Source organism: Amorphoplanes friuliensis DSM 7358 (genome assembly GCF_000494755.1).
Lineage (GTDB): Bacteria > Actinomycetota > Actinomycetes > Mycobacteriales > Micromonosporaceae > Actinoplanes > Actinoplanes friuliensis.
The window spans coordinates 218131-243084 of record NC_022657.1; the positions used below are offsets into that span (position 1 = coordinate 218131).

Below are 24954 nucleotides of genomic sequence, written 5' to 3' on the forward strand. Positions count from 1 at the left end.
ATCATGCCGCACCAGGCTTTAGTCCCCGGGAGGAACAGGCGGCGGCGCGGTCCAGCAGCAGGGCGCGTTCCCGCTCGTTGCGCGTCAGTGAGGCCGCTCGTTCGAACTCCACGCGTGCTTCGGCGTACCGGTCGAGCTTGGTCAGAAGGTCGCCGCGCACGCTCGGGAGCAGGTGGTAACTCTGCAGGGCCGGGAACGCCAGCAGCTGGTCCAGCAGGGCCAGCCCGGCCGCCGGCCCGAACGCCATGGACAGGGCCACCGCCCGGTTGAGCTCGACGACCGGGGACGGCCTGGTCGCGGCCAGCTGCTCGTAGAGCCGGGCGATGCGGGCCCAGTCGGTGTCCTCGAAGCGGCGGGCCCGGGCATGGCAGGCCGCGATGGCCGCCTGCAGCACGTACGGGCCGGGCCGGGCGTCGAGCACAGCCTCGGCACGTTCGAGCGCGGTCAGGCCGCGGCGAATCAGGAGCTGGTCCCAGCGGGCGCGGTTCTGATCGGCCAGCAGGATCGGCTCGCCGCCCGGGCCGGTGCGGGCGCCCGTCCGCGACGCCTGGATCTCCATCAGCGCCACCAGGCCGTGCACCTCGGGCTCGCGCGGGGCCAGCCGGGCCAGGATCCGCCCCAGCCGCAGGGCGTCCTCGCACAGCGCCGGCCGCATCCAGTCGTCGCCGGCGGTGGCCGAATAACCCTCGTTGAAGATGAGGTAGACGACCTCCAGCACCGAGGAGAGCCGGGCCGCCAGCTCCTCGCCCTGCGGCACCTCGAACGGCACCCGGGCGTTGGCCAGAGTCTTCTTGGCCCGCACGATCCGCTGCGCGACGGTTGTCTCCGGCACCAGGAAGGCCCGGGCGATCTCGTCGGTGGTCAGGCCGCCGAACAGCCGCAGGGTCAGCGCCGTGCGGGCCTCCGTCGACAGCACCGGGTGGCAGGCCACGAACACCAGCCGCAGCAGGTCGTCGCCGATGCCGTCGTCCTCGGCGACCATCGCACCGATGTCCGGGGTGGATTCCTCGAGGTCCCGGCCGACCTCCTCGACCTTGCGCCTGTAGGTCTCGTTGCGCCGGATCTGGTCGATCGCCCGGCGCTTGGCGGTGGTCATCAGCCAGGCGCCCGGATTGCGCGGCACACCTTCCGCCGGCCACTGCTCCAGCGCTGCGACCAGCGCGTCCTGCGCCAGCTCCTCGGCCATGCCGACGTCTCGGACGAGCCTGGTCAGCCCGGCGATGAGCCGCGGCGACTCGATCCGCCAGACGGCCTCGATCGCGCGGTGGGTGTCGGTGGCCACGGCACCGACTATCCCACCGCTACGGGCGACTCAGCTGTTCCCGGCGGCTTTCGCGCGCCGCTCCCGGTCCTCCACGGCGGCCTGCTGCTCGGGGGTGAAGTTCTCACCGAAGTCCTCGGCCTGGAAGACCCGCCGGATCTCGACGTTGGTCGGCTCACCCGCACCCAGCCGCGCGAACGGGTAGCGCTTGAACCACTCGACGCACTCCTCGAGCGACTTCATCTCGACCAGGAAAAAGCCGGCGACCAGCTCCTTGGTCTCGGTGAACGGCCCGTCCACCACGGTCGTCTTCTCACCGTCGAAGTAGATCCGGGCGCCGTCACCGCTGGGCGAGATGCCCTCGGCGGCCAGCAGCACGCCCGCGTCGACCAGCTCCTCGATGAACTTGCCCGCCGTCTCGAAATCCTCGGTGGCGGGCAGCACGCCGGCTTCACTCTCCGCGGTGGCCTTGGTGATCACCATGAACCGCATCGTCGTCTCCTCACGTCAGGGTGCCTTCTCTCACCAACGCGTCGAACGGCAACCAGCCCCCACGACACCCTCCCAGAATTATCTGGCCGATCCGGCCGGCTTCCTCCGGTGCGAGTTCTCCGGCCTGACCGAGAACAGGTCCGCGGGCTGGCAGCCCAGGGCGTCGCACAGCGCGGTCAGGGTGGAGAAGCGGATCGCCCGCGCGCGGCCGTTCTTCAGGATCGACAGGTTGGCCAGCGTGAGACCGACCTCGTCGGCCAGGGCGGTGAGCGTCATCCCGCGCGCCGCCAGCAGCTCGTCGATGTGGACGTCGACGCGGTGGCCCTCCTCCGGCGGCATCAGACCACCTCGTCGAGCTCGGTGCGCAGGGCCTGCCCGTGCTCGAGGACCTGCGCGAACGCCAGGACGACCAGACCCAGCGGCAGCCACCACAGCTGGGTGACCACGTTGCCTCCGAAGAAGAACCCGGCCCCGGGTACGCCCGCACTGTCGACGAGCAGCACCGCCGCGACATTGCTGACCACGAGAGCCAGTGCACCCGTACCGAGAATCAGGCGTCCGAGCCGGCGCAGCCCGGTGACCATCCGCGGGGTGAACGGGTGGTCGTCCGTGGCTTGATCGATCAGGCGCCGGGCGACGACGATCATCGGGATGGCGGCCAGAACGAACCCGAACGAGTGAGCCAGCAGATCAAGAAGCAGCTGGTACGCGGAAGGGTCCTCGACACGCACCACGACGCTGCTGAGCTCGACCCGCGTCCCGGCGAGCTCCGGCGACCGCTCGCCGAAGGCCACGTCACGCGGCACCTCGAACGAGGTCGTGTTGTTGCCGGTGAGCACGCTCAGGACGGCCCCGGCGACGGCCAGCACGTCGAGCAGCAGCAACACCGAGAGAAAGGCGCGAAGACCCGCGAGGCGCCGTCCGGGACGAGAGGGTGACAACGGAACTCCTTATCGATTTTCGATGTGTCGATAATCAATAAGATCGATGACCTTGTCAACCCGGCCGTGCTGCTGGGAGTTCTTTAGCATGGGGGCGTGAGCCGAGCGGTCGAGGAGTTGAACCGGCGGCTGCTCCGTGCCCGGGACACGATCGACCGTGCGTACGCCGAACCGCTCGACATCCGCGCGATCGCAGCGGTGGCCCACCTCTCGCCGGCGCATTTCAGTCGGTGTTTCCGCGCGGTGTTCGGTGAGACGCCGCACCGCTACCTGCAGCGGCGGCGGATCGAGCGTTCGATGTTTCTGTTGCGGGAGACCGGCCGGAGCGTCACCGACATCTGTTCGGATGTCGGCTTCACCAGCCTCGGGACCTTCAGCCGGACGTTCCGGGAGATCGTCGGGGAGACACCTTCGGGTTACCGCCGCGGACACGGGCCGGTCGTGACACCCCACTGCGTTCAGCTGGTCAACATGCGGCCGCGGCAGGATCGAGCAGTTTCGGATAAGCCGCTGACAGGGCCGCTTCTCTAGCCTGACGACGTCCCCATTTCCTGGTCGAGGAGCACGCCGGATGATCACGAAGCTGAACGTCACGTCACTGTTTGTCCTCGACAAGGAGGAAGCGCTGGAGTTCTACGTCGGGAGGCTCGGGCTCGAGAAGGGCAGTGACGTGCAGCAGGGGTCCTACCGCTGGCTGACCGTCCGGGTGCCGGGTGGCGGCACGGAGATCTCGTTGGAGGAGCCGGGTCCGCCGTTGCACGACGAAGAGACGGCCGAGCGGCTCCGCGAGCTGGTCGCCAAGGGTGCCCTGAACGGTCTCGTTCTCAACACCGGCAACATCCAGGAGCTGTTCGAGAGCCTCCGGGCGGGTGGTTTCACCGACTTCACCCAGGAGCCCACCGAGCACTTCTACGGCACCGACATGGGCCTGCGGGACCCGTCCGGCAACGCCGTCCGGATCCTTCAACAGGGGAAGTGAGACTCAGATCAACGGCCGCGGGAGCGTGCGTCGCAGTAGCGTGGCGGGCGTGCCGACAAAAGCTGATCTGAGCAGCGCTGACCTTGATGAGATCCGGCAGTCCGCCCTGGGCGCGGCTGATCCGCTCGGTGTTGCGGCCGAGCTGGCCGGGGCCGTGGACGCCGGGCGACTGGCGGATCCGGGGGACGCCGGGCACGCCCTGACGCTCGCCGCGGAGATCGCCGAGAGCCGGTCGAAGCTTGATGCCGCCCTCCGGTACGCGGACCGGGCGATCGACGCGTACGGGACGCGGGACGACAGCCAGGTTGCGGCGGTCCACGCGTTGCGCGCCCGGATCCTGTTCCGGGCCGGGCGCGGGGACGACGCGATGGCCGAGCTCGAGCCGCTGCGCCCGCTGCTCACCCGGTATTCGGACGCCGCGGCGTACGTGAGTGCCGCCCTGGTGGTCGGTGGTCGCACCCGGGTCGCGGAGGAGTGGCTGACCGAGGCCGTCAAGGTCGCGCTGGACGAACGTGGCGGGTCGGCCGAGCCGGCCAGCGCCGACGATGCCGGTCTGCTCTTCTTCCTGCTGCAGCAGCGGCACCGGACGCGTCATGCTCTCGGCCTGCCGCACGACCAGCACGACAACCTCGCCGACCGGCTCGAGACCAAACTGGCCAACACCACCGCCCGTGCCGCCACCGCGTCGGCCGAGGATCTGGTCTTCTGGCCGCAGGCCGAGTTCGACCGTTTGCTGGCCGAGCAGCCGAAGCTGTCCGAGGCGTACGGCGAGACCTGGGACGAGCACCGCGCCCACCTGGAGCGGGAGTTGGTGCGGCTGGCCGGCGCCGGCCGGACCGGCCTGGCTCTGCTGCCCGGCTCGGTCACCGGCCTGATCCGGTACGCCGGAAGCGACGGCGACCCGTCCGACCCCCAGACCCGCTCCGGGTACGCCAAGCAGCTGGCCGCCGCGCCGGGTCACATCAGCTGGCCGCCGGAGCGCAACGGCTCGTGCTGGTGCGGTTCGGGCAACAAGTACAAGAAGTGCTGCTTGCCGCGTTCGCGCGGCTGACCGTTCAGCCCCGGCGTGCCGAGGCGGGTACGCCCGCCCGGATCCGCCCGAGAAGTTCTGCGGTGCGCGGGTCGTCGAGCGCGCCGGGGCGATGAACGGCGTGGAAGGTCACCTGCGGCAGGTCGGTGATGCGCCGCGTGGTGAGGCCGGGAGCCGGGCGTACGCAGCCGGCGACGACGGCCAGTCCGACGCCGAGGGCGGCGAAGTCGAGAGTCATCGGCAAGCCTTCGGCCTCGACGGCCACGGTCCAGGTGACACCGGCGTTGGTCAGGGCCTGTTCGAGGTTGATCCGGTGCGGGCGTGCCGGTGGCGGGACGATCAGGTCCATGCCGGCGAGATCGCTCAGGCCGAGGCTGCGCTTACGGGCCAGACGATGATCGTCGGGCATCAGCAGCACCTGCGGGTACGTGGCGATCGGGAGGGTCACCAGGTCGTCGGGCAGGACGTGCAGGCTGAAGACGCCGAGGTGCGCGCGGCCGGTGCGGACAGCGGCCTGCATCTGATGACGGTTGGTGTGCAGGGGTCGCAGGCTGCCGGGTCGTTCGCCGAGCATGGTGCGGATGGTGTCGCCGAGGATGTAGAGGTACGCCGTGTGCCCGGAGGCGATCACGAGCGGGCGGGTCGGCGGGGTGCCGCGCAGCTCGTCCAGGAAGGCCGTCAGCCGTTCCTCGTGGTCGCGCGCGAAGCGGGCCACGCGTTCCCCGTCGGGTGTCAGCTCCAGCCGGTTTCCCGTGCGCTGGTAGAGCGGCCGGCCGAGGTGCCGGGCCAGCGTCGCCAGTTTGGAGTGCAGCGACGGCTGGGAGATGCGCAGGACCTCGGCGGCCCGGGTCAGGTTGAGATGTTCGGCAAAAACCGCGAACGCGGCCAGCGCGTCGGACGACATCCGCACCTCGGCCATAGAACAACCCTATAGGCGAGGCGCCAGCACATAGTTCTCACGAAGATCCGTAACCGAGATCATCGATCCATGACGATCATTGATCAGCACCTCTTACGGGTGATGCCGCTGCACGCGGTGACCGAGTTGTACGGCGAAGCAGGCCTCCTCGATCGGCTGTCCCTGGAGCTCGACCGGATCCCCGAACCACACCGCGCCACGATCGCGGACGCCTGCGCGTGGGCGGCCGAGTTGCACGCCGGGCAGCGCCGGACCCGCGAGCCTTACCTCAATCACGTGCTCCGGGTGACGCTGCGGATGCTGTGCCACTACCGGGTCACCGACCCTGACGTCCTCACCGCCGGGCTGCTCCACGACGCGGTCGAGGACCAGTCCTGGGCGATCACCGAGCTGAGCGGGCACGGTCCGCCGCCCGTTGCCGAAGCCCTCGCGGTGATCGCCGGCCGGTACAACGGACGGGTGGCACGCCTGGTCGAAGCGGTCACCATGCCGGCGCGACCCGAGGGCGCCGACCGGATCCGGCACTACACCGACCACCTCGCCGAGGTTCTGTCCGGCGAACCGTGGGCGCGCGTGATCAAGCTGTCCGACTTCACCGACAACGGCGTCGGCATCATCCACTCCATCGGGCCGGTCGTCGCCCGGTCGGCCCGCAAGTACGAAGCGGCGCTCCCGCTGCTGCGCGACCTGCTGGACCGGTCCGACACCCCGCTGCCGCCGGACGTGAAGGCCCACATCCGCGATCAGCTCGACCTCGCGCGACGGCGTTTCACCGCCATCCTCACCACCAGTAGTTGTCCTGAGGGACGTAGTGGTTCTCGAGTGCGGTGATCTCCTCGGACGTCAGTTTCAGGTCCAGGGCCGCGGCGGCGTCCTCGAGGTGGTTCGGCTTGGTGGCACCGACGATGGGACAGGAGACCACCGGCTTGGACAGCACCCAGGCCAGCGCGACCTGCGCCATCGGGACGGCCCGGGCCTCGGCGACCTTCTGGATCGCGTTCACCACCGGCTCGTCGACGTCGCGGTCGAAGGCTTGGGCGACGGCGTCCGAGGCGCTGCGTGCCGTCTGCTGACCCCACGGCCGGGCCGCACGACCCTTGGCCAGCGGGGAGTACGGCGTCAGACCGACACCCTGATCGAGGCAGGTGGGGATCATGTCCCGCTCCTCCTCGCGCTTGAGGACGTTGTACTGGTCCTGCATCGCCGAGAAGGCCGTCCAGCCGTTCACCACGGCGGCGTGCTGCATCTTGGCGAACTGCCAGGCCCACATCGACGACGCACCGAGGTACCGGACCTTGCCGGCACGGACGAGGTCGTTCAGCGTCGACATCGTCTCCTCGACGGGGGTTTCGGTGTCGAAGCGGTGGACGTAGTAGACGTCGAGGTAGTCGGTGCCCAGTCGCCGCAGGGACGCTTCAACCTGCTCGAGGATGGCTTTGCGGGAGAGGCCACTGCCGCCGGGGCCGTCGTGCATCTTCCCGCTCACCTTGGTGGCGAGCACGATGTCCTCCCGGCGGGAGAACCGCGTGACGGCCCTCCCGACGAACTCCTCCGAGGTGCCGCCCTGATAGACGTTCGCGGTGTCCCAGAACGTCACGCCGAGCTCGACGGCCTGCCGGAAGAACGGCGCGGCGGCATCCTCGTCCAGGGTCCACTGATGCATGCCGGCCGCGGCCAGGCCGTAACTCATGCACCCGAGCCCGATCCGGCTCACCTTCAGACCCGTACGACCCAGTCGCGTGTACTCCATCACGGCAGCCTAGGCGTCTCAGAGGGCGTCGGCGCGACGCTCGATGTCCTTGGCCTCGCGGGTCACGGCGTGGCCCAGCTCGTGCAGCCGGTGACGCGTCGCCTCGTCCGGCGAGTTGTCGGCGCTGCGGTGCAGGATGTCCTCGCTGCGTTCGAGAGCCTCAGCGGTCTCGTGCATCGTCTCGGCCGTCGTCCGCGGATCCTGTGCCTTTGACGTCATGCGCAGACCTTTACCCGGTTCGACGCAGCGCTACGCCCGGTGCCTGGCGAGCGGTCAGTCGATCAGCACGTACTGGTCGTGGTTGAGGGCCAGGTCGAGGGCGGCGGCGCGGCGCAGGGTGGCGGCGGAGTACGTGATGGCCGGGGTGGAGATCGAGATGTCGCCGTCGTTCTGGCGGGAGCCCTGCATCTCGATGACGACCATGATCGCTGCTCGCATGCCCAGCGTCTTGCAGGCGTTCACGAGCCCCTCGGCGTGCGGCTCGACGGCATCGAGCATCGCCGTGACCACGTCCTCGGTCGCGTACGTGACCCGGGCCGGCTGTTCGTAGTTCCAGCCGCTGAAGCGGCGCGGAGCCGGGAACTGCGGGTGAGGGTCGCCGCGGCGCCAGGTGGCGGTCGGGTCCAGGCCGAGCAGACGGGTGACCTCGTCCGGCTCGAAGGCCATCAGATCCAGCTCGGCCGGGTTGTACGGCGGGCCGTCGGTGGCCACGTCGCGTTCGAGGTACAGGTACGCGCGCTGGGTGCAGCCGGCCGCCGCCGTATCGGTGTCATTCATTGCGGCGAGCGTAGTGGGAAATACCCCTGGAGATACGTCCAGGATGCGGTGATGTCGTCGGTGATTTCATGCGGGCGGCGGAACTCCCCGGCGTAGGCGGCGATGTCGGCGAGCTTCCAGCGCAGGCGGTACAACGCCAGCGCCACTGGATCGCCGGCGGTTTCGACGACGAACCACAGGTCGCGTTCCGGCGGTGCGATCCGGGCGGTTTCCCAGTCGACAAGAACGAGGCCTGCCGGCGTACGCAGGAAGTTGCCGGGGTGAGGTTCGCCGTGGGTGACCACCCACCGGGCGCCGGTAGGACGGACCTGCTCGACCAGGGCGTCGTATTCGGCGAGCAGCGCGGCGAGGTCGTCCGCGTGCTCGACGAGCAGGTGGCGGGCCCGCTCGGAGTACGGGCCGCCGGTCCACGGGCTGTCGAGGCCGGCCAGCGCGGAGCGGCCGGGGAGGGCCAGGTCGGCGCGTTCGGTGCAGTCCGGGATCGGTGCCCGGTGCAGGGCGGTCAGGAGTTCGAGGACCTCGGGGAGGTCGTCCGGGCGGTGGGGCCCGAAGTCACCGGCGTCGCCCTCGACAACCGGGTAGACCGACAGGGCGTAGCGCGGGCCGAGGCGCCACACCACCGGGCCGGCCGTCGTCGGCAGCGGCGCGACCACAAAGTCCAGGTGCAGCGCCCGGGCCGTTTCCAAGGCCCGGCACAGCGACGTGTACGCCGCTTCGTCCTCCAAGGCATCCACCGTGACGAAGTGACCGGCCACCAGCCAGTGGTAGCTGCCGAAGCCGACCGGCAGGTATTCGGCGGAACGGGCGTTGATGCCCCAGCCCTGGGCCAGACCCGCGAGGAGTTCCGCGATGGTCAGACCCTCGGGCTCAGACAGCATGCGCCGGAGTATCGCCGCGTCCCGCATCGCCGCTCAAGGCATTAAACGGTGGCAGGCGGATCGACACGATGGCGCCACCGGTCGCTGAGGCGGTGACGCCGACCTGGGCGCCGTGGGTCTCGGCGACGTCGGCCACGATCGCCAGCCCCAGTCCGCTGCCCGGCAACGCGCGGGCCGACGGCGACCGCCAGAAACGCTGGAACACCTGCCGGTGCTCGGATTCGGGGATGCCCGGCCCCTGGTCCTCGACCTCGAGCAGGCCCTGTCGCAGCCGCACCGCCACGGCCGACTTCGGGGGCGAGAACTTCACCGCGTTGTCCAGCAGGTTGAGGACGGCTCGTTCCAGGGCGGCCGGGTCTCCGCGTACGGTCCAGGGCTGCAGGTCGGTGGTGATCGTGTGGTGGCCGCGACGGGACGCCCGCTGCACCGCCCGCCGGACCACCTCGTCGACGGCGACCGGCACCTGCTCGACGGCGGGTTCCTGATGGGCCAGCAGACTGAGCTCACTGGTCAGGTGCGTGAGCTCCTGAAGCTGCCCCGACAGACTGCGCAGCAGGTCGCGCCGGTCGCCGGGTGCCAGCGCACGCTGCTGGTCCTCGCTGCGGACCAGGAGCTCGATGTTGGTGCGCAGGCTCGTCAGCGGGGTCCGCAGCTCGTGGCTGGCGTCCGCGATGGTCTGGTTGTGACGCTGCCGCGCGCCTTCCAGGGCGCTTGTCATCCGGTTGAAGGCCAGCGCCAGGCGGGCGACCTCGTCGGTGCCGGTGACCGCGATGGGGACGTTGAGGTTCTGCGTCGCGGCGACGTGTTCGGCGGCGTCGGTGAGGTTGTCCAGCGGGCGCAGGCCGGCCCGGGCCACCACCAGTCCGGCGCAGAGCGCACCGAGGACACCCAGACCACCGGAGATCAACAACGCCAGGAACAACGTACGCACCGTGTTGTCCAGCTCGGTGAGATCACGCCAGACGGTGATGGCGTACCCGTCACGGAGCGGGAAGGTGATCGCCCGGACATGGGTGCCGGTGGTCGTCTCGGCGTCACGGGGTGCAGTCGCCTCCCCGCCGGCGGCCACCGCAATGTCCTCGCGGGTCACGGGAATCGCGGCCTCCTGGGCGACGGCGCAGCTGGTGCCGTCGGCCCGGACGACCTGCACAGCCCCGATGCCACGCTGCAGGATCGCCCCGAAGGTCGGCCCGATGGTGCAGAGATCCTGCACGTCGAACGACCCGCGCTGCTCGAAGCGGGCCGACAGCGGGCTGTTCGTCAGCGTGCGGTCGATCTCCGAGCGCATCGTCCGGTCGGTGGCCCACCAGGCGAGCACGCTGACCACGGCGATCGCCAGCGCCACGGCGGTCGCGCTCATCAGGGCGAGGCGGGCCTTGAGACCCGGCTGCCACCTCACGACAGCACCTTCAGCGTGTATCCGACGCCGCGGACGTTGTGCACCAGGCGTACCGGATTGTGCTGCTCGGTCTTGCGGCGCAGATAACCGATGTAGACCTCGAGGGTGTTGGACCCCGGATCGAAGTCGTAACCCCAGACCTCGGCGAGGATCTGCTGCCGGGTCAGCACCTGCCTCGGGTGCCGCAGAAACAACTCCAGCAGGTCGTACTCCGTACGCGTCAGGGTGATGGCCCGGCCCGCCCGGCTCGCGTCCCGGGTGGCCGGATCGAGCTCCAGATCCGCGAAGCGGAGCAGCTCGCCCTCCGGCTGCCGGGGCCGGCGCAGCAGCGCGCGCAGCCGGGCGAACAGCTCTTCCAGCGCGAACGGCTTGGCCAGGTAGTCGTCGGCGCCGGCATCGAGCCCGGTGACCCGGTCGCGCGTGCCGTCGCGGGCGGTCAGCATCAGCACCGGCACGTCGTTGCCCTGCTCCCGCAGGCGGCGGCACGTCTCGATGCCGTCGAGCAGCGGCATCTGGAGGTCGAGCACCACCACATCCGGGCGGGCGCCGGCCACCGAGTCGAGCGCCTGGACGCCGTCGGCCGCCGTGGTCACCCGGTAACCCTCGAAGGACAGGCTCCGGCGCAGGCTGTCGCGAACATCCGGGTCGTCGTCCACCACCAGCACACGCATTCACCGATTGTCGCCGCTGTGCGCGTACGGAGAATAAGAGAAGGGTGAGAAACGAACTCACCAAAATCTCAGAGCCGGTTCATGGGCTTCTTAGCGGCGACCGCGAGCGTTTGCGGCATGACTTTCCGAACGCGCCTCCGCATGTTTCCCGTACTCCTGGCCGCCGCGGCCCTGACGCTCAGCGCCTGCGGTGACGACGGTGGCGGCAGCCGGGTCGCCACGCTCGACGACGGCACCGCGACGACCGCACCCAGCGCAAAAGCCTCCGGAAACCTGGAGAAGGAACTGGCCGATTACGTCGAGTGCCTGCGCAAGGAAGGCGCCGACGTGCCCGATCCGACTGTCGACGCCAACGGTCAGATCACCTTCGGCCGGCCCGCGAACGGCCAGACCATCGATCGCGAAAAGGTCACCGAGGCGCAGAAGGTCTGCGGTGATCTGCCCGAGGGATTCATCTCCGGCTTCACCGACATGGACCAGTCCGAACTCCAGGACGTCGCGCTGAAATTTGCGCAGTGCATGCGCGGCGAGGGCATCCAGATGGCCGATCCCGACGTGTCGAAACTGGGCTCGGCCGGTGGTCCCTTCGCCGACCTCGACCGTGACGACCCGAAGGTCGCGGCGGCGCTCGAGGTCTGCCAGAAGGTCTGGACCGACGCGCGAGGCGGCAACTGATGCGCCGCGTTCTCCTCGCCACCGGCGCGGTGGTCGCCCTGGCCGCGGCCGGCGCGCTCATCGTCACGCAGCGCGGCACCGACACCACCACCCCTTCCGGTACGGGCGCAGCCACCGGAACGGCCAAGGTGGCGAAGCGGGACCTGGCCGTCACCGAGGACGTCAAGGGCGACCTCGGGTACGCCGACAAGCGTGACCTGACGGCCCACCGCAGCGGTGTCGTGACGTACCTCCCGGCCGAGGCCGCAGTGGTGAAACAGGGCAAGAAGCTCTACAGCGTCGACCTGGAACCCACCGTGCTGCTGACCGGCAAGATTCCCGCGTACCGCAGGCTGAGCACCGCCTCCCCGGACGGCGCGGACATCGAACAGCTGGAGAAAGCGCTGGTGGCGCTCGGCTACGGCGACGACCTCACCGTCGACGACAACTTCACCGCGGCGACCGCCGACGCCGTCGAGAACTGGGAGGAGGACCTGAAACGCGCCGAGCCCGACGGCACGGTCGAACTCGGCGACGTCGTCTTCGCGCCCGGCCCGCTGCGGGTGTCGAGCCGCGCGGTGTCGGTGGGCACCCAGGTGCAGATCACCTCGCCGGTGGTGACCGTCAGCTCCACCTCGAAGGTGGCCGAGGTCGACCTCGAGGTCGACAAGTCCGACCTCGTCGCCGCCCAGGACGCGGTCACGGTCAGCCTGCCCGACGGCAAGGAGACCCCGGGCAAGGTCACCAGCGTCGGCACCGACGCACAGACGAGCGCCGCCGACCCGGATGCCGACCCGACCGTGCTGATGGTGGTGGCCCTGACCAGACCGGCGGACGCGAAGAACTACGACAGCGGCTCGGTCACCGTGACCATCGAACAGTCGCGCGACGACAACGTGCTCGCTGTACCCGTCACGGCGCTGCTCGCGCTGGCCGAAGGTGGCTACGCCGTCCAGGTCGTCGACCCGGCCCGGCCCACCGGCTACCGGCTGGTCGGCGTCGAGACCGGCACGATCACGGACGCCTACGCGGGCATCAGCGGTGCCGGCGTACAGGAGGGTCTCGAGGTTGTGGTGCCGCAGTGAGCGCGCGCGAAACGGTCCTCGAGCTGCGGGACGTGGTCAAGGAATACCCGACCGACCCGCCGACCCGGGTCCTGCACGGCGTCGACCTGACCGTCCGGGCCGGTGAACTGCTCGCCATCGTCGGCCCGTCCGGCTCCGGCAAGTCGACCCTGATGAACATCGTCGGCACCCTCGACCGGCCCACCAGCGGACAGGTCAAGGTCGCCGGGCACGACGTGTCCGACCTCTCCGACCAGGACCTGTCCGCACTGCGGGGCAACGCGATCGGGTTCGTCTTCCAGCAATTCTTCCTGCTCTCCGGCATGTCCTCACTGGACAACGTCGCTGACGGCCTGCTCTACCACGGCGTGGCCCGCCAGGCCCGGCGCGACCGGGCCGCCGCCGCCCTCGACCGTGTCGGCCTCGGCCACCGCCTGCACCACAACCCGGAGAAACTCTCCGGCGGCGAACGCCAACGCGTCGCGATCGCCCGGGCGCTGGTCGGCGACCCCGCGGTCGTGCTGGCCGACGAACCCACCGGCAACCTCGACTCCGCGTCCAGCGCCTCGATCATGGGGCTGCTGCACGAACTCCACGCCGCCGGATCCACCATCGTCGTCATCACCCACGACCGCGAGATCGCGCAGAGCCTGCCCCGCCAGGTCGCCGTCCGTGACGGCCGCATCGAGCACGGAGCGTTCACCTCATGAGCGCCCTGACAGTGCGGCGCAGCTCCCTGCACCCCGGCGACCTGCTGCGGGTCGGCTCCATCGGCCTCCGGACCCGCCGCATGCGAGCAACGCTGTCCGCCCTGGGCATCGCCATCGGCATCGCCGCGATGGTGTCCGTGCTCGGCATCTCCGAGTCGTCCAAAGCCGACCTGCTGTCGTCCCTCGACCGCCTCGGCACCAACATGCTCACCGTCGAAGCCGGCACCGGCATCGGCGGCGGCGGGACCACCGCGGTCCTCCCCACCAGCACGGAAACGATGCTGCGCCGCATCACACCGGTCGAGCAGGTCGCGTCGGTCACCCCGGTGGACGCGACGGTGCGGCGTACCGACCTCGTGCCGGAGACGCACACCGGCGGCATCGCGGTGAAAGCAGCCGACCCGGCCCTGCTGGACACCCTGGCCGCCCGGCCGGCCGACGGCGTCTGGCTCGACCCCGCCCGCGCCGCCCTGCCGGTCGTGGTGCTCGGCTCGGTCGCCGCCGAACGCCTCGGCATCACCGAGGTCGCCGACGGCACCCGGATCTACGTCGGCGACCAGTGGTTCGCCGTCATCGGCATCCTCGAGTCCGTCGAACTCGCCCAGGACATCGACCGCAGCGTCCTCATCGGACGCCCGATCGCCGCCTCGAAGTTCAACACCGACGAGGCACCCGGCACCGTCTACATCCGCAGCGACCCGGACGCGGTCGACGACGTCCGCGCGGTGGTCGCCGCCACCGCCAACCCGGCCAACCCGGACCAGGTCACGGTCTCCCGCCCCTCCGACGCCATCGAAGCCAGAGCCGCAGCCAGCAACGCCTTCACCAGCCTCTTCCTCGCCCTCGGCGCCGTCGCCCTCCTCGTCGGCGGCGTCGGCATCGCCAACGTCATGGTGATCTCCGTCCTGGAACGCCGCTCCGAGATCGGCCTCCGCCGGGCCCTGGGCGCCACCCGCCGGCACGTGAGCATCCAATTCCTGGCCGAAGCCCTCCTCCTCTCAGCCCTCGGCGGCCTCGGCGGAGCAATCCTCGGCGCGCTGGTGACAGCGGGCTACGACCTCCTCCGGGGGTGGGACGTGCTCATCCCGTACGTGGGAATGGCCGGGGGTGTGGTTGCCGCCGTGCTGATCGGGGCGGCGGCCGGCCTCTACCCGGCGGTCCGCGCCTCCCGCCTCTCACCCACCGAAGCCCTCAGAACGGTCTGATACCCATGAGAGGACGGCAGCCGGCAAGACCCACGGAAAGCCCACTGTGATCTACGACGTATATGGATACGGCGAGCCCGGCCTCGGCGATCAGCCCCAGCGGCTCGCCGAGGCGCTCGGGGTGGAATGGGCTCTGCACGAAAGTGACTACCGAGGCAGCTACCGGGCAGCGCGGATCGGCACCGGCAAGCTCCGGCTCCAGTCGAACGACCTGCGGGATGGCGAGGATCGGTACCACCAGGAACCCGGCTTCCCGGAGTGCCGGTATCTGTTGTTCGTCGACAAGTCCGACCGGCCTGACGAGGTGCGGAGTCGATTGGCGTCACTCCCGCAGTGGCGGTTTCTCTACCGCAGCGTTGTGGGGTGAGCCGGCAATCGTGATCGGGTGCCTGGGAAGGGCTGAGGATTTATCATTTGTGGATAAATCGGGCGGCGGAACAGGTGGGTCATGGGCTCCAAAAATGTTCTGTCGGTCGGGGTGGCCCTGATTGCCGGTGTTGTGCTGGCTGTTGCTGTCGATCGTGGGGCCGGGATCGGTGCGGGGCTTTGTGCGTACGCAGTGGTGGGTCTGATCTTGCTTGTCGTGCAGCAGCGTGCGGCGCGGCAGGTGGGTCTGGAGTTCGAGGCGGTCGCGGGGATCGCCGCCGCGCTGGACCGGGGTGATCTGCGGGGGACCGGGCTGGGCGGGGGTGGGGTTCTGGGGGCGGCGATCGGGACGCTTGCGGGCCGGATCGCACCCGCCGTGCCTGCCGTCGCCATGGTCGGTGTTGCCGCGGAGGAGATGGGTCGGGCGGGCGACACGATTGTTGCCGGGGCTCGCAGCACCAGTGACGAGGCGGGGACGATCGCGGAGTCCGCGGAGTCCGTTTCGCAGAGTGTGGGTGCCATCACCACGTCGGCGGGGGAGATGGCGTCCGCGGTGCAGGAGATTTCGCGGACCACTACCGCGGCCTCCGCCATGATCGCCGAGGCGGTGGCGACCGTGGGGCGGACCAGTGTGTGGGTCGGGAGTCTGCGGGAGTCGTCCGCGCGGATCGGTGATGTCGTCGGGGTGATCACGCAGCTGGCGGCGCAGACGAACCTGCTGGCGCTCAATGCCACGATCGAGGCGGCTAGGGCAGGGGATGCCGGCAAGGGTTTTGCTGTTGTTGCCGGTGAGGTCAAGGATCTTTCGCAGGAGACCGCGCGGGCGACCGAGGAGATCTCCACCGCTGTCGGTGTCATTCAGAACGACTCCGAGACCGCGGTGACCGCCATCGGGGAGATCCGTGGGGTCATCGGGCGGGTTGCGGAGTTTCAGCACACCATCGCCGCGGCGGTGGAGGAGCAGTCGCTCACGACGGCCGAGCTCAACAGGATGACTGCCGGGATCACCGGTGAGATGCGGCGGGTGGCCGGGGCCGCGTCGGCCGTTGCCGGGCTGGCCCGGTCGACCTCCGAGGCTGCGGACACGAGCCGGCGGGTGGTCGTGGAGATGCAGCGGCTCGGTGGTGACCTGCGTCAAGGTATCGGCTGGCTGACCCTGCCGGAACAAACGGAAGCCGCCGCCGGTTACGTCATCCGTGGGTGGGACCGGGCCCGGAACTACTTCCACTTCGAGATCTTCGGCGCCTGGGACATGGCGATCGCCCGGCCGTACGAGACCGAGCTGCGGGCCGCGATCCTCGACAACCGCCCCGGATGGTGGAACGTCGTCGACATGAGCCGGCTCGGGCCCGCCAAGGATCCCGAGGTGGAAAAGGTGCACGGGCGGCTCATGGGGCTGGTGGTGGAACAGGGCGCCGAAGCGACCGTGCACATCGTGGCCAACCCGCTGATCGCCATGCAGATGCAGCGCATGGGTACGGCGTCCGGCATGGCCGCGCACTACGTCACCTCGTACGACGAGGCGATGGATCTCCTGGCACGCGCCGGTCGTTAAGCTTGTGGCGGTTGCCCCGTCGCGCTACCTTTAGCGCAGTCGGGACCTGGCAGTAGGCGGCACAGAAGCCCCCCAGGCACCCCCAACGGCCGAGTTACAAGGACCGGCCCCTTTTTCTTTGCAGGCGCACGGCTGCCGGCGATGTTTCGCAGCCTCGCTCGCGCGTATTCGCGCACCCCGAAATGAGGAGTACCTCACATGACAGACTCAGACGTTCGCTCCAGCGGACGCCGCACCGCGCAGACCCGCCGCCGGCCTTCCGGCGTGGGGCCGCGGAACCGCCCCGCCGAGACCGGCCCGGGCGCACCCAGCGCCGACGTCGCGGTCGACGCCCTGCTCGACATCGTCGACGACAAGGCGTGGCTGCGGGCCGACGGTTATCTGCCCGGCCCCGACGACATCCCGGTGGCCTCCAACCAGCTGCGGGCCCACGGCCTGCGCCGCGGTGACCGTGTCACCGGCATCGCCCACGTGCCGAGCGGCCGCAAGCCGGCCACGCTCGACGTGGCCACCATCAACGGCCAGGACCCCCACCAGGCGGTCCGCCGGCCCGACTTCTACAAACTGACCGCCCTGTACCCCCAGGAGCGGCTGCGCCTCGAAACCGAGCCGCACATCCTCACCACCCGGGTCATCGACCTGGTCATGCCGATCGGCAAGGGGCAGCGCGCGCTGATCGTGTCGCAGCCCAAGGCCGGCAAGACCATGGTTCTGCAGGCGATGGCCAACGCGATCGCGACGAACAACCCCGAGGCGCACCTGATGCTGGTGCTCGTGGACGAGCGGCCCGAAGAGGTCACCGACATGCAGCGCTCGGTCAAGGGTGAGGTCATCGCGGCGACGTTCGACCGGCCGCCGACCGACCACACCGCGCTGGCGGAGCTGGCCATCGAGCGGGCCAAGCGGCTCGTGGAGGCCGGACGGGACGTGGTTGTCCTGCTCGACTCGATCACCCGGCTCGGCCGGTCCTACAACCTGGCGGCGCCGGCCCGCGGACGCACGATGTCCGGTGGCATCGACTCGACCGCGCTCTACCCGCCGAAGCGGTTCCTCGGCGCGGCCCGCAACATTGAGAACGGTGGCTCGCTGACCATCCTGGCGACCGCGCTGGTCGACACCGGTTCGGCGATGGACACCGTCATCTTCGAAGAGTTCAAGAGCACCGGCAACGCCGAGATCAAGCTCGACCGGACGCTCGCCGAGTCCCGGCTCTTCCCGGCCGTCGACGTCACCAGTTCCGGCACCCGGCACGACGAGGCACTCGTCGGGCCGACGGAGCTGGCCCTGATGCACCAGCTCCGTCGCGCGCTCAGCGGCGAGGACCGCAAGCAGAGCCTGCGGCAGCTCCTCGAACACCTCAAGGCGACCAGCTCGAACGCCGAGTTCCTGCGCCGGGCTGCCCGTACCCAGAGCTAGATCAGGGCAGGTCCACCGGGCGCAGCACCCGGTCGACGGCGTGCGCGATCTGCTTGTTGCCCTTGTTGATGTCGAAGACCACGACCTGCGCGTTGCGGTCGTTGCGGTCGGCGTCGATCAGGGTGACGCGCGGGCTGCGGTACCAGCAGCGCGACACATCCACCGTGATCTTCGAGCCGGCGGCGGTGGTCAGCTTGGCGCCGTCCGCCTTGAGCGCGGCCTTCTTGTCCACGGTCGCGCCCGGCACGACGTGGTAGAGCAGGACGGCCTCGACGGTGTCGATCCCGAGACCGGCCACCGTGGTGAACGCCTGCTGCTCGGTCGGCAGCGAACGCTTCTTCGTGACCTCCTTGGCGAGCTGCCGGAACGCACCGTCGTTCGGCACGAACGCGGTCAGCGCGACCGTGCCGTCGGTGAGCACCTTGACCGGGCTGTTCGGCTTGGCGTCGAGCACCGCGAGCACAGCAGCGGTCAGTACGTCGAAGTCGCGCGAGTTGCGGTCGAAACCGCTCTTGTCCGCGGTGAGCACCGCGGCCAGCGACTTGGTGCCCAGCGGTTTGGTCTTGCCATGAGCCTGCGCGGGCGCCCCGAGTGCAACCGAGGCGAGAACGGTGGCCGTGGCCCCCGCGGCGATGCGGGTGGCCAATCGAGCGATGTTCATCAACACGCCTTTCGTCATGCGACCGATCAGCGGCGAATGCCGCCGACTGGAGTTCGCACGCACCGGGACGCCTGGATGCACGTCACAGAAAGTCGCGCAGCAACTTCGCCCAGGATTCCGGCTGGTCGAGGTGGGCGTCGTGGCCCGAGTCGGGGATCGTGACCACTCGGGTCCCCGGGCGCAGCTCGGCCATGCGGGCGATCTCCTCGTCCGGATTGCGGCTCTCGGCGGCCCGGACGATCAGGGTCGGTGCCTGGACCTGCTGCCATTCCGTCCAGCGGGCGGTCTCGGCGACCGGGCGGATCGCGGCCTCCATGATGTCGGCGTCGAAGCGGGGCCGGAAACCGTCCGGGTGCTCCTCCAGCTCGGCCGCCCAGGCCGTCGCGAGCGATCCCGGGCCCAGGAAGTCGACCGCCGCCTCCCGCGTCGGGAACGGCACGGGCCAGGAGGCGAACCACTGTCCGAGCCGGGCCGGGTAGTCGTCCACGCTGCCGCCGACACCACCCTCGAGCATCACCAGGCGGTCGACGAGGCCCGGGTGCCGCGCCGCGGTCAGCATCGCGGTGTGGGCGCCCATCGACTGGCCGGCCAGAGCGACCGGTCCGCCGTCGGCGAGGGCGGTGATCACGCGGGCGACATCCTCCACGTAGGCCTCGCGGGAGAGGTCGTCCGGCCGGCGGACGCTGTGGCCGTGCCCGCGCTGATCCGGGGCGATGAGGCGCCGGCCGGGGAGTGACACGGCCATCATCTCTGCGGCGCTGCCGGCCAGACCGTGCAGTAGGACCAGCGGGGGTCCGGATCCTGTCACGAGGCAGGACAAATGATCAATCTTGACACGCTGCATGTCCCCATCATCGGTTCCTTCCCGCGGCGGGTGCACACCGGACGTTCGGCCAGCTAACCTCCTCGCTACGGACAATTCAGCTCACGGCAGAGCTAAGTAGCTGGTGATCGACCAATTCGGCGTGCCAGTCTCTGTAGGTGAAATCCGAAGCACCGAGGGTGTACAACGCCGAACAGACCGATGCCGGTTGGCGTTCTATGTCCATGTTGGTCCGGCATGTGCAGAGGGGTGGTCACCCGGCCGCCGTGGCTCCGACGATCCGGCTGGGTGTCGGCGAAAAGCAGTACGGCTCCTTCCTCGTCGACGTGTCGGCCTATTTCTCCACCAAGGTGGACTACAGCAGCAGCATCTTCGCGAGCGGCGGGCTGTTCTTCACCGAGGGCAGCACCGAGGAGCAGGACGGCTGGCACGAGGGCAGGCGGCAGGCGGCGATCGTCACCAGCCAGCGGCTCGTGCTCGGCGACACCTCGTACGACTTCCGGTCGCTGATCCTCGTGCAGCCGAACCCGCTCGACTGGTCCGTGAACCTCTACTTCCAGGGCGCCCAGCCGATCATGCTGCGCGGCCCGTGGGTGCCGTGGATGACCGTTGTCATGTGCACCGAGCTCTACGGGTCGCCGTGGCCGCCCGGACACGTTCCGGACACCGATATGCCGATCAAGGTCATGTGCGAAAACGCGCAATAGCGCTGGCCCGTAGCGCTGGCCCGGAGATCCTGCCACGCTGACCTTCGTGTATGACTACGACCTGTTGGTGCTGGGCTCCGGGCCCAGTGGTCAGAAGGCCGCCATCGCAGCCTCCAAGCTCGGCAAGCGGGTCGGGATCATCGACCGCCGCGACATGATCGGCGGGGTGTGCATCAACACCGGCACCGTCCCGTCCAAGACCCTGCGGGAGGCCGTGCTCTACCTGACCGGCCTGAGCCAGCGTGACCTGTACGGCAGCAGTTACCGCGTCAAGGACGAGATCACGGTCAGCGATCTGGCCGCGCGGACCCAGCACGTGATCACCCGTCAGACCGACGTCATCCGCAACCAGCTCGCCCGCAACCACATCGAGATGCTGACCGGCACGGGCCGGTTCGCCGACGCGCACTCGATCTGGATCGATGGCGGCACGGGCCGCGACACGAAGGTCACCTCAGACAAGATCATCATTGCCGCGGGCACCCGGCCGGCGCGACCGGACAGCGTCGACTTCGACGACCGGACCATCGTCGACTCCGACGGTGTCATCAACCTCCAGGCCGTGCCGCGCAGCATGGTCGTGGTCGGTGCCGGCGTCATCGGCATGGAGTACGCCTCGATGTTCGCCGCGCTCGGCACCAAGGTCACCGTGGTCGAGCGGCGCGACAAGATGCTCGAGTTCTGCGACGAAGAGATCGTCGAGTCGCTGAAATACCACCTGCGGGACCTGTCGGTGACTTTCCGGTTCGGCGAGGAGGTCGCGTCCGTCGAGCGGCACTCGACCGCCGCGCTGTGCATCCTCAAGAGCGGCAAGAAGATCGTCGCCGACACGGTGATGTATTCGGCCGGCCGCCAGGGCCAGACCGATGACCTGGCCCTCGAGGCCGCCGGCCTGAGCGCGGACAAGCGCGGCCGGATCGCGGTCGACACCAATTACCGTACGGCGGTCGACAACATCTACGCGGTCGGTGACGTCATCGGCTTCCCGGCCCTCGCCTCGACGTCGATGGAGCAGGGGCGGCTCGCGGCCCAGCACGCGTGCGGCGAACCGATCCGCGAGATCCACGAGCTGCAGCCGATCGGCATCTACACGATCCCGGAGATCAGCTTCGTCGGGAAGACCGAGGACGAGCTGACCGACGCCGCGACACCGTTCGAGGTGGGGATCGCCCGCTACCGCGAGCTCGCGCGGGGCCAGATCGTCGGTGACTCGTACGGCATGCTCAAGCTTCTGGTCTCGCCGGAGGACGGCCGGCTGCTCGGCGTGCACGTGTTCGGCACCGCGGCGACCGACATCGTGCACATCGGTCAGGCGGTGATGGGCTGCGGTGGCACGGTCGACTATCTCGTCGACGCGGTGTTCAACTATCCGACGTTGTCCGAGGCCTACAAGGTGGCCGCGCTGGACGCCAGCAACAAGATCCGCAACATCACCCGGATCGACGGCTGATCAGTACACCCAGACCCTGGTCCTGATCGGGATCTTGTCGTTCTTCCAGAGCCAGTTCATGGCCGAGATCGACAGCCGCGCGCAGCCGTGCGACGCGGGATACGGCGGCACGCTGTTCGCACCGTGGACAGCGATGCCGCCGTTGAAGTATTTCGGGCGCCAGAGCAGGCCGAGCGGCGCGTGCCGCCAGCCGTCGATCTGGCGGGACACCTTGAACTTCCCGCTCGGGGTGTCGGCCAGGAAGGTGTTGCCCTCCTGCTCGTAGTTCTCCATCGAGCCGGTCGAGGTGTTGAAGACCTCGCTGACCTTGCCGTCCTTGACCAGCATCAGCAGTTGCCGCTTGAGGCTGATCTCGATGACGTACCCGTCGGTGCTCTTCGCCTTGGGGCGTACGCCCTGGTCGAGGGCCTTTTTGGTCTTGGGGCCGACCGTGCCGTCGCGGCCGAGGCCGGCTGCCTTCTGGAGGGCGTAGACCGCCTGCTGGGTCTGGCCGCCGAACTTGCCGTCAGCCTTGCCGTTCCAGTAACCGAGCTCGTTGAGCCGCTCCTGCAGGGCGACGACCTCAGCGCCTTTTGCGCCGGTCTTGAGCTTCAGCGGCTTCGGCTTCGGCTTGGGTTTCGGCGCGGCCGGGGTGGTCGGCTGCACGGAAGGTGAGGCCGGTGCCGAGGAGGGCGCGGGCGGGGGCGCCGCGGCCTGATCGGAACCGCCGCTGTCGCAGCCGACGGCCAAGGTGGCGGTGACAGCGATCGCCGCTGCGAACGACAGAGCTTTCCGCACCAGGCCTCCCTCGACTACTTCATGGTCACACGCGAGAACTTCTCGAGAGGCCAATCTACCGGCAAGTGTCATCAGTTTAAGAACGATTGTTCTTGACTGAACGTTCTCAAACGACCTAGGGTGGGGTCATGGGCCGGCCACGGGGATTCGACGAGGAGCAGGTCGTCCAGGCGGCCGTGGTGCTCTTCGGACGGCAGAGCTTCGACGGCACCTCGGTCGACGACCTGGTCAGCCATCTGGGTGTGCACCGCGGCAGCCTCTACAAGACCTTCGGCAGCAAGCGCGGTCTCTACCTGGCCGCGTTGCGGCAGCACGTCGCCCGTGACGTTGTCGCGGCGGCCGAGGTGTTCGCGGCGGCGGACGATCCCGTGACGGCGGTTCACCGGATCGTGGCGTCCGGGCCGGATCTCGGACTGCTGTTCCTGGCCCTGGTCGAGCGCGCACCGGTCGACGCCGAGGTCGCCGCCGAGACGAGTCGTGCGCTGGCACTGCTCGACGACGCCCGGCCCGGCCTCGACGAGGCGCTCGGCCTGCTGCTGCGCGCGAGGGCAACGCGAACGACCAATGAGGGGGAGTGACGTCATGGCGCACGTACGCATCGAGGGCGACGACCTGATCGTCGACATCGAGGGCCTCAACAAGATGTGGGCGCTCAAGAGCCGGATCACCGTGCCGCTGACACACGTCCGCGGCGCGACCTTCGACCCCGGCATCGTCCGCGAGCCCAAGGGTCTGCGCGCGCCGGGCACCCACGTGCCGGGCGTGATCGTGGCGGGGACGTTCCACGCGGACGGCGAGCGGGTCTTCTGGGACGTCCGGGACGCGGACAAAGCCGTGGTCATCCAGCTCGACGACGCCGAATACGCCCGGCTGGTCATCGAGGTCGACGACCCCCGCGCGGCCGTCGACCTGATCGAGCAGGCCCTGGTCCGATGAGCCGGAGGCCGTCCCGCCGAGGGGGTGGGACGGCCTTCGCGATCTCTACTGCGCGGTGAGCCGGAAGCTCTGCGCCGCGGTGCCGTTGCAGGCGTACTGCACGAGCTGCACGCCGTCGGCGGTCGAGGCTGCGGGGACGTCCAGGCACTTGCCGCTGTTGCGGTTGACGAAGTGGTACGAGCCGTCGGCCTCCGCGACCGGCTGCCACTGCTGGTTGGTGCCACCCGAATACGCCCACGTCTGGATCGGCGCGTTGTCGGCTGTCGACACGTTCGTCACGTCCAGGGCCTGTGCGCTGTTGCCGCGGTTGTTGATCCGTACGTAGCCGTCGCTGGTCGGCGCGAGCTGGTACTGCTGCGCAGTGCTGCCGTTGCAGGCGTACTGCTGGATGGCGGTGCCACTGGTGGTGCCGGCGGCGCGGGCGTCGACACATTTGCCGCTGTTCTTGCTGCTCAGGGCGTACCAGGAAGGGGTGTTGGGTGGGGTGCTGGTCGCGCCGCCGAGCCAGAGCAGGCCGTTGATCAGCCACTGGTTCTGCTGGGCGCTGGCGAAGGTCGACGAGGTGCGGGTGTTGGTCTCGTAGTTCATCGCGTTGTGGCCGAAGTTCGTGTAGAGCATCTTGTAGTTCTTGTTCGTCCAGATCAGCGGGTAGAAACCGCTGCGCCACTGCTGGTTCGGGTCGCTGCCGACCGGGAAGCTGGACGTGTCGACCGAGGCCAGGATGTCGATGTCCGGGTTCTGCCGCAGGTCGCGGCTCCACGAGTACCACTCGCTGACCGCGGAGGGGATCGTCGCCGCCAGGCCCGCGGTGGACGGGTGGTTGCGGTTCTCGATCTTCAGCGTCTCGGCGGTCGGTCCCCACGTGTTGGTGGCGAAGTTCCCCGAGCCCAGGAAGGTGTTGTAGTACCAGCTCCACGAGTTCGCGTCGGTGGTGAACGCGCTGACGTGGAAGCCCATCCAGGCCCCGCCGTTCTGCATGTACTGCTGGAACGCGGCGCGCTGACCCGACGGCGGCGCGTCGTCCAGGAACATGATGACCTTGTACTGCGCGAGGTTGCCGGTGTTGAGGCGGCTCCAGTCGGTGGTTGCTTCCCAGGTGAAGCCGTACTGTGCGCCGGCGCGGGGGAACCAGTCGCGGGCTTCCTTGTCGAAGTCGATGTGGGCGGCGTCCCAGGTGCCGTTGTAGAACGCGAGCACCTTGAACGGGGCTGCAGCGGCGGCGTCCGCGGGGCGTACGGCGATGCCTATGGTGCCGGCGGTGAGGATTCCGAGTGCGGCGACGAGGACGCGTCTGAGCAGATTTCTGGCCACGGAATGTCCTTGGGGGGAAGGGGGCGGTGGGGCGGCGCCGCTGCATCACATCTTCAGTCATCGATGTGTTGACCCACAAGGTTAAGAGCCCTAATAGTTAATTGAAGTTCCGATAGCGATCTTGATCAACTCTGGGTCAGCGGGCCGGGACGCTGCGTGGAGAGCATTTGCCCAGCTGGTCAGGTGACCGGTGGATGCGGGTGTGAAAAAGAATCAAGTACG

Annotated in this window: 30 protein-coding genes; 15 read left to right on the forward strand and 15 right to left on the reverse strand. The window is 69.2% G+C overall.

What is annotated here, in order from left to right:
- Window position 1: 1 nt before the first annotated feature.
- The 4 genes from AFR_RS01085 to AFR_RS01100 form a co-directional block, all read right to left on the reverse strand.
- A complete protein-coding gene (locus AFR_RS01085; protein ID WP_023357439.1) occupies window positions 2-1282 on the reverse strand; it encodes an RNA polymerase sigma factor in 1281 nt (426 codons plus the stop codon).
- A gap of 30 nt (window positions 1283-1312) precedes the next feature.
- Window positions 1313-1753, reverse strand: a complete 441-nt coding sequence (locus AFR_RS01090; RefSeq protein WP_023357440.1) for a YciI family protein — start codon at window positions 1751-1753, stop codon at window positions 1313-1315.
- 78 nt (window positions 1754-1831) lie between these two features.
- A complete protein-coding gene (locus AFR_RS01095; RefSeq protein WP_023357441.1) occupies window positions 1832-2092 on the reverse strand; it encodes a helix-turn-helix domain-containing protein in 261 nt (86 codons plus the stop codon).
- Complete coding sequence (locus AFR_RS01100) at window positions 2092-2694, reverse strand: DUF2975 domain-containing protein (protein ID WP_084297875.1); 603 nt, start codon at window positions 2692-2694, stop codon at window positions 2092-2094. The genes AFR_RS01095 and AFR_RS01100 overlap by 1 nt, the downstream gene beginning before the upstream one ends.
- Window positions 2695-2790: 96 nt before the next feature.
- Between AFR_RS01100 and AFR_RS01105 the strand changes: the two genes are divergently transcribed.
- Genes AFR_RS01105 through AFR_RS01115 form a run of 3 tightly spaced genes read left to right on the forward strand, consistent with a single transcriptional unit; the run spans window position 2791 to window position 4724 of the window.
- Window positions 2791-3225 carry a helix-turn-helix domain-containing protein gene (locus AFR_RS01105; RefSeq protein ID WP_023357443.1) on the forward strand — a complete coding sequence of 145 codons (435 nt, stop codon included), beginning with the start codon at window positions 2791-2793 and terminating at the stop codon, window positions 3223-3225.
- Window positions 3226-3265: 40 nt separating this feature from the next.
- Entirely contained in the window at window positions 3266-3673 is a 408-nt protein-coding gene (locus AFR_RS01110; RefSeq protein WP_023357444.1) for a VOC family protein, read from the forward strand.
- Window positions 3674-3722: 49 nt separating this feature from the next.
- Window positions 3723-4724, forward strand: coding sequence for an SEC-C domain-containing protein (locus AFR_RS01115; protein WP_023357445.1), 1002 nt, complete (start codon window positions 3723-3725; stop codon window positions 4722-4724).
- 4 nt (window positions 4725-4728) lie between these two features.
- On the opposite strand, the gene AFR_RS01120 is transcribed toward AFR_RS01115, so the two are convergent.
- On the reverse strand, window positions 4729-5622 hold the full coding sequence (locus AFR_RS01120) for a LysR family transcriptional regulator (protein ID WP_023357446.1): 894 nt from the start codon (window positions 5620-5622) through the stop codon (window positions 4729-4731).
- 69 nt (window positions 5623-5691) lie between these two features.
- Between AFR_RS01120 and AFR_RS01125 the strand changes: the two genes are divergently transcribed.
- Window positions 5692-6453 carry an HD domain-containing protein gene (locus AFR_RS01125; RefSeq protein WP_023357447.1) on the forward strand — a complete coding sequence of 254 codons (762 nt, stop codon included), beginning with the start codon at window positions 5692-5694 and terminating at the stop codon, window positions 6451-6453.
- Here the strand turns inward: AFR_RS01125 and AFR_RS01130 are convergent.
- The 6 genes from AFR_RS01130 to AFR_RS01155 are packed head-to-tail and all read right to left on the reverse strand — an operon-like array spanning window position 6404 to window position 11097.
- The gene (locus AFR_RS01130; protein ID WP_041840500.1) at window positions 6404-7372 is read right to left on the reverse strand and encodes an aldo/keto reductase; all 969 of its coding nucleotides are present in this window, start codon (window positions 7370-7372) and stop codon (window positions 6404-6406) included. The genes AFR_RS01125 and AFR_RS01130 overlap by 50 nt on opposite strands.
- Before the next feature lie 18 nt (window positions 7373-7390).
- Window positions 7391-7591, reverse strand: coding sequence for a hypothetical protein (locus AFR_RS01135; RefSeq protein ID WP_023357449.1), 201 nt, complete (start codon window positions 7589-7591; stop codon window positions 7391-7393).
- Window positions 7592-7645: 54 nt separating this feature from the next.
- On the reverse strand, window positions 7646-8149 hold the full coding sequence (locus tag AFR_RS01140) for a DUF4279 domain-containing protein (protein WP_023357450.1): 504 nt from the start codon (window positions 8147-8149) through the stop codon (window positions 7646-7648).
- Window positions 8146-9027: an aminoglycoside phosphotransferase family protein gene (locus tag AFR_RS01145; RefSeq protein ID WP_063749569.1), complete on the reverse strand. Its 882-nt coding sequence runs from the start codon at window positions 9025-9027 to the stop codon at window positions 8146-8148. Before AFR_RS01145 ends, AFR_RS01140 begins: the two co-directional genes overlap by 4 nt.
- The gene (locus tag AFR_RS01150; protein ID WP_023357452.1) at window positions 9017-10426 is read right to left on the reverse strand and encodes a sensor histidine kinase; all 1410 of its coding nucleotides are present in this window, start codon (window positions 10424-10426) and stop codon (window positions 9017-9019) included. Before AFR_RS01150 ends, AFR_RS01145 begins: the two co-directional genes overlap by 11 nt.
- Window positions 10423-11097 (reverse strand): response regulator transcription factor, encoded by a 675-nt coding sequence (locus tag AFR_RS01155; protein ID WP_023357453.1) that lies wholly within the window; start codon window positions 11095-11097, stop codon window positions 10423-10425. Before AFR_RS01155 ends, AFR_RS01150 begins: the two co-directional genes overlap by 4 nt.
- 117 nt (window positions 11098-11214) lie before the next feature.
- On the opposite strand from AFR_RS01155, the gene AFR_RS01160 reads away from it, so the two are divergent.
- The 7 genes from AFR_RS01160 (at window position 11215) to rho (ending at window position 18067) form a co-directional block, all read left to right on the forward strand.
- A complete protein-coding gene (locus tag AFR_RS01160; protein ID WP_148307839.1) occupies window positions 11215-11772 on the forward strand; it encodes a hypothetical protein in 558 nt (185 codons plus the stop codon).
- Window positions 11772-12836: a peptidoglycan-binding protein gene (locus tag AFR_RS01165; RefSeq protein ID WP_023357455.1), complete on the forward strand. Its 1065-nt coding sequence runs from the start codon at window positions 11772-11774 to the stop codon at window positions 12834-12836. The genes AFR_RS01160 and AFR_RS01165 overlap by 1 nt, the downstream gene beginning before the upstream one ends.
- A complete protein-coding gene (locus AFR_RS01170; protein ID WP_023357456.1) occupies window positions 12833-13525 on the forward strand; it encodes an ABC transporter ATP-binding protein in 693 nt (230 codons plus the stop codon). Before AFR_RS01165 ends, AFR_RS01170 begins: the two co-directional genes overlap by 4 nt.
- On the forward strand, window positions 13522-14730 hold the full coding sequence (locus tag AFR_RS01175; RefSeq protein WP_023357457.1) for an ABC transporter permease: 1209 nt from the start codon (window positions 13522-13524) through the stop codon (window positions 14728-14730). The genes AFR_RS01170 and AFR_RS01175 overlap by 4 nt, the downstream gene beginning before the upstream one ends.
- 46 nt (window positions 14731-14776) lie before the next feature.
- Window positions 14777-15097, forward strand: coding sequence for a hypothetical protein (locus AFR_RS01180; protein WP_023357458.1), 321 nt, complete (start codon window positions 14777-14779; stop codon window positions 15095-15097).
- 216 nt (window positions 15098-15313) lie between these two features.
- Window positions 15314-16651 (forward strand): methyl-accepting chemotaxis protein, encoded by a 1338-nt coding sequence (locus AFR_RS43250; RefSeq protein WP_193786346.1) that lies wholly within the window; start codon window positions 15314-15316, stop codon window positions 16649-16651.
- A 198-nt stretch (window positions 16652-16849) separates the two neighbouring features.
- Entirely contained in the window at window positions 16850-18067 is a 1218-nt protein-coding gene (rho, locus tag AFR_RS01190; RefSeq protein WP_023357460.1) for a transcription termination factor Rho, read from the forward strand.
- Window position 18068: 1 nt separating this feature from the next.
- On the opposite strand, the gene AFR_RS01195 is transcribed toward rho, so the two are convergent.
- Window positions 18069-18728: a fasciclin domain-containing protein gene (locus AFR_RS01195; RefSeq protein WP_052359283.1), complete on the reverse strand. Its 660-nt coding sequence runs from the start codon at window positions 18726-18728 to the stop codon at window positions 18069-18071.
- A gap of 82 nt (window positions 18729-18810) precedes the next feature.
- Window positions 18811-19572, reverse strand: a complete 762-nt coding sequence (locus AFR_RS01200) for an alpha/beta fold hydrolase (RefSeq protein WP_023357462.1) — start codon at window positions 19570-19572, stop codon at window positions 18811-18813.
- Window positions 19573-19817: 245 nt separating this feature from the next.
- Between AFR_RS01200 and AFR_RS01205 the strand changes: the two genes are divergently transcribed.
- Together AFR_RS01205 and sthA are read left to right on the forward strand one after the other, a co-directional pair.
- Window positions 19818-20258: a hypothetical protein gene (locus AFR_RS01205; RefSeq protein WP_023357463.1), complete on the forward strand. Its 441-nt coding sequence runs from the start codon at window positions 19818-19820 to the stop codon at window positions 20256-20258.
- A 46-nt stretch (window positions 20259-20304) separates the two neighbouring features.
- Window positions 20305-21708: a Si-specific NAD(P)(+) transhydrogenase gene (sthA, locus tag AFR_RS01210; protein ID WP_023357464.1), complete on the forward strand. Its 1404-nt coding sequence runs from the start codon at window positions 20305-20307 to the stop codon at window positions 21706-21708.
- Here the strand turns inward: sthA and AFR_RS01215 are convergent, their stop codons facing one another.
- Complete coding sequence (locus AFR_RS01215) at window positions 21709-22485, reverse strand: L,D-transpeptidase family protein (protein ID WP_023357465.1); 777 nt, start codon at window positions 22483-22485, stop codon at window positions 21709-21711.
- Window positions 22486-22613: 128 nt separating this feature from the next.
- Here AFR_RS01215 and AFR_RS01220 point away from each other — a divergent pair, with 128 nt between their 5' ends.
- Entirely contained in the window at window positions 22614-23063 is a 450-nt protein-coding gene (locus AFR_RS01220) for a TetR/AcrR family transcriptional regulator (RefSeq protein ID WP_023357466.1), read from the forward strand.
- A gap of 4 nt (window positions 23064-23067) precedes the next feature.
- Entirely contained in the window at window positions 23068-23421 is a 354-nt protein-coding gene (locus AFR_RS01225) for a hypothetical protein (protein ID WP_023357467.1), read from the forward strand.
- 45 nt (window positions 23422-23466) lie between these two features.
- On the opposite strand, the gene AFR_RS01230 is transcribed toward AFR_RS01225, so the two are convergent.
- A complete protein-coding gene (locus AFR_RS01230) occupies window positions 23467-24732 on the reverse strand; it encodes an RICIN domain-containing protein (RefSeq protein ID WP_023357468.1) in 1266 nt (421 codons plus the stop codon).
- Window positions 24733-24954 lie beyond the last annotated feature (222 nt).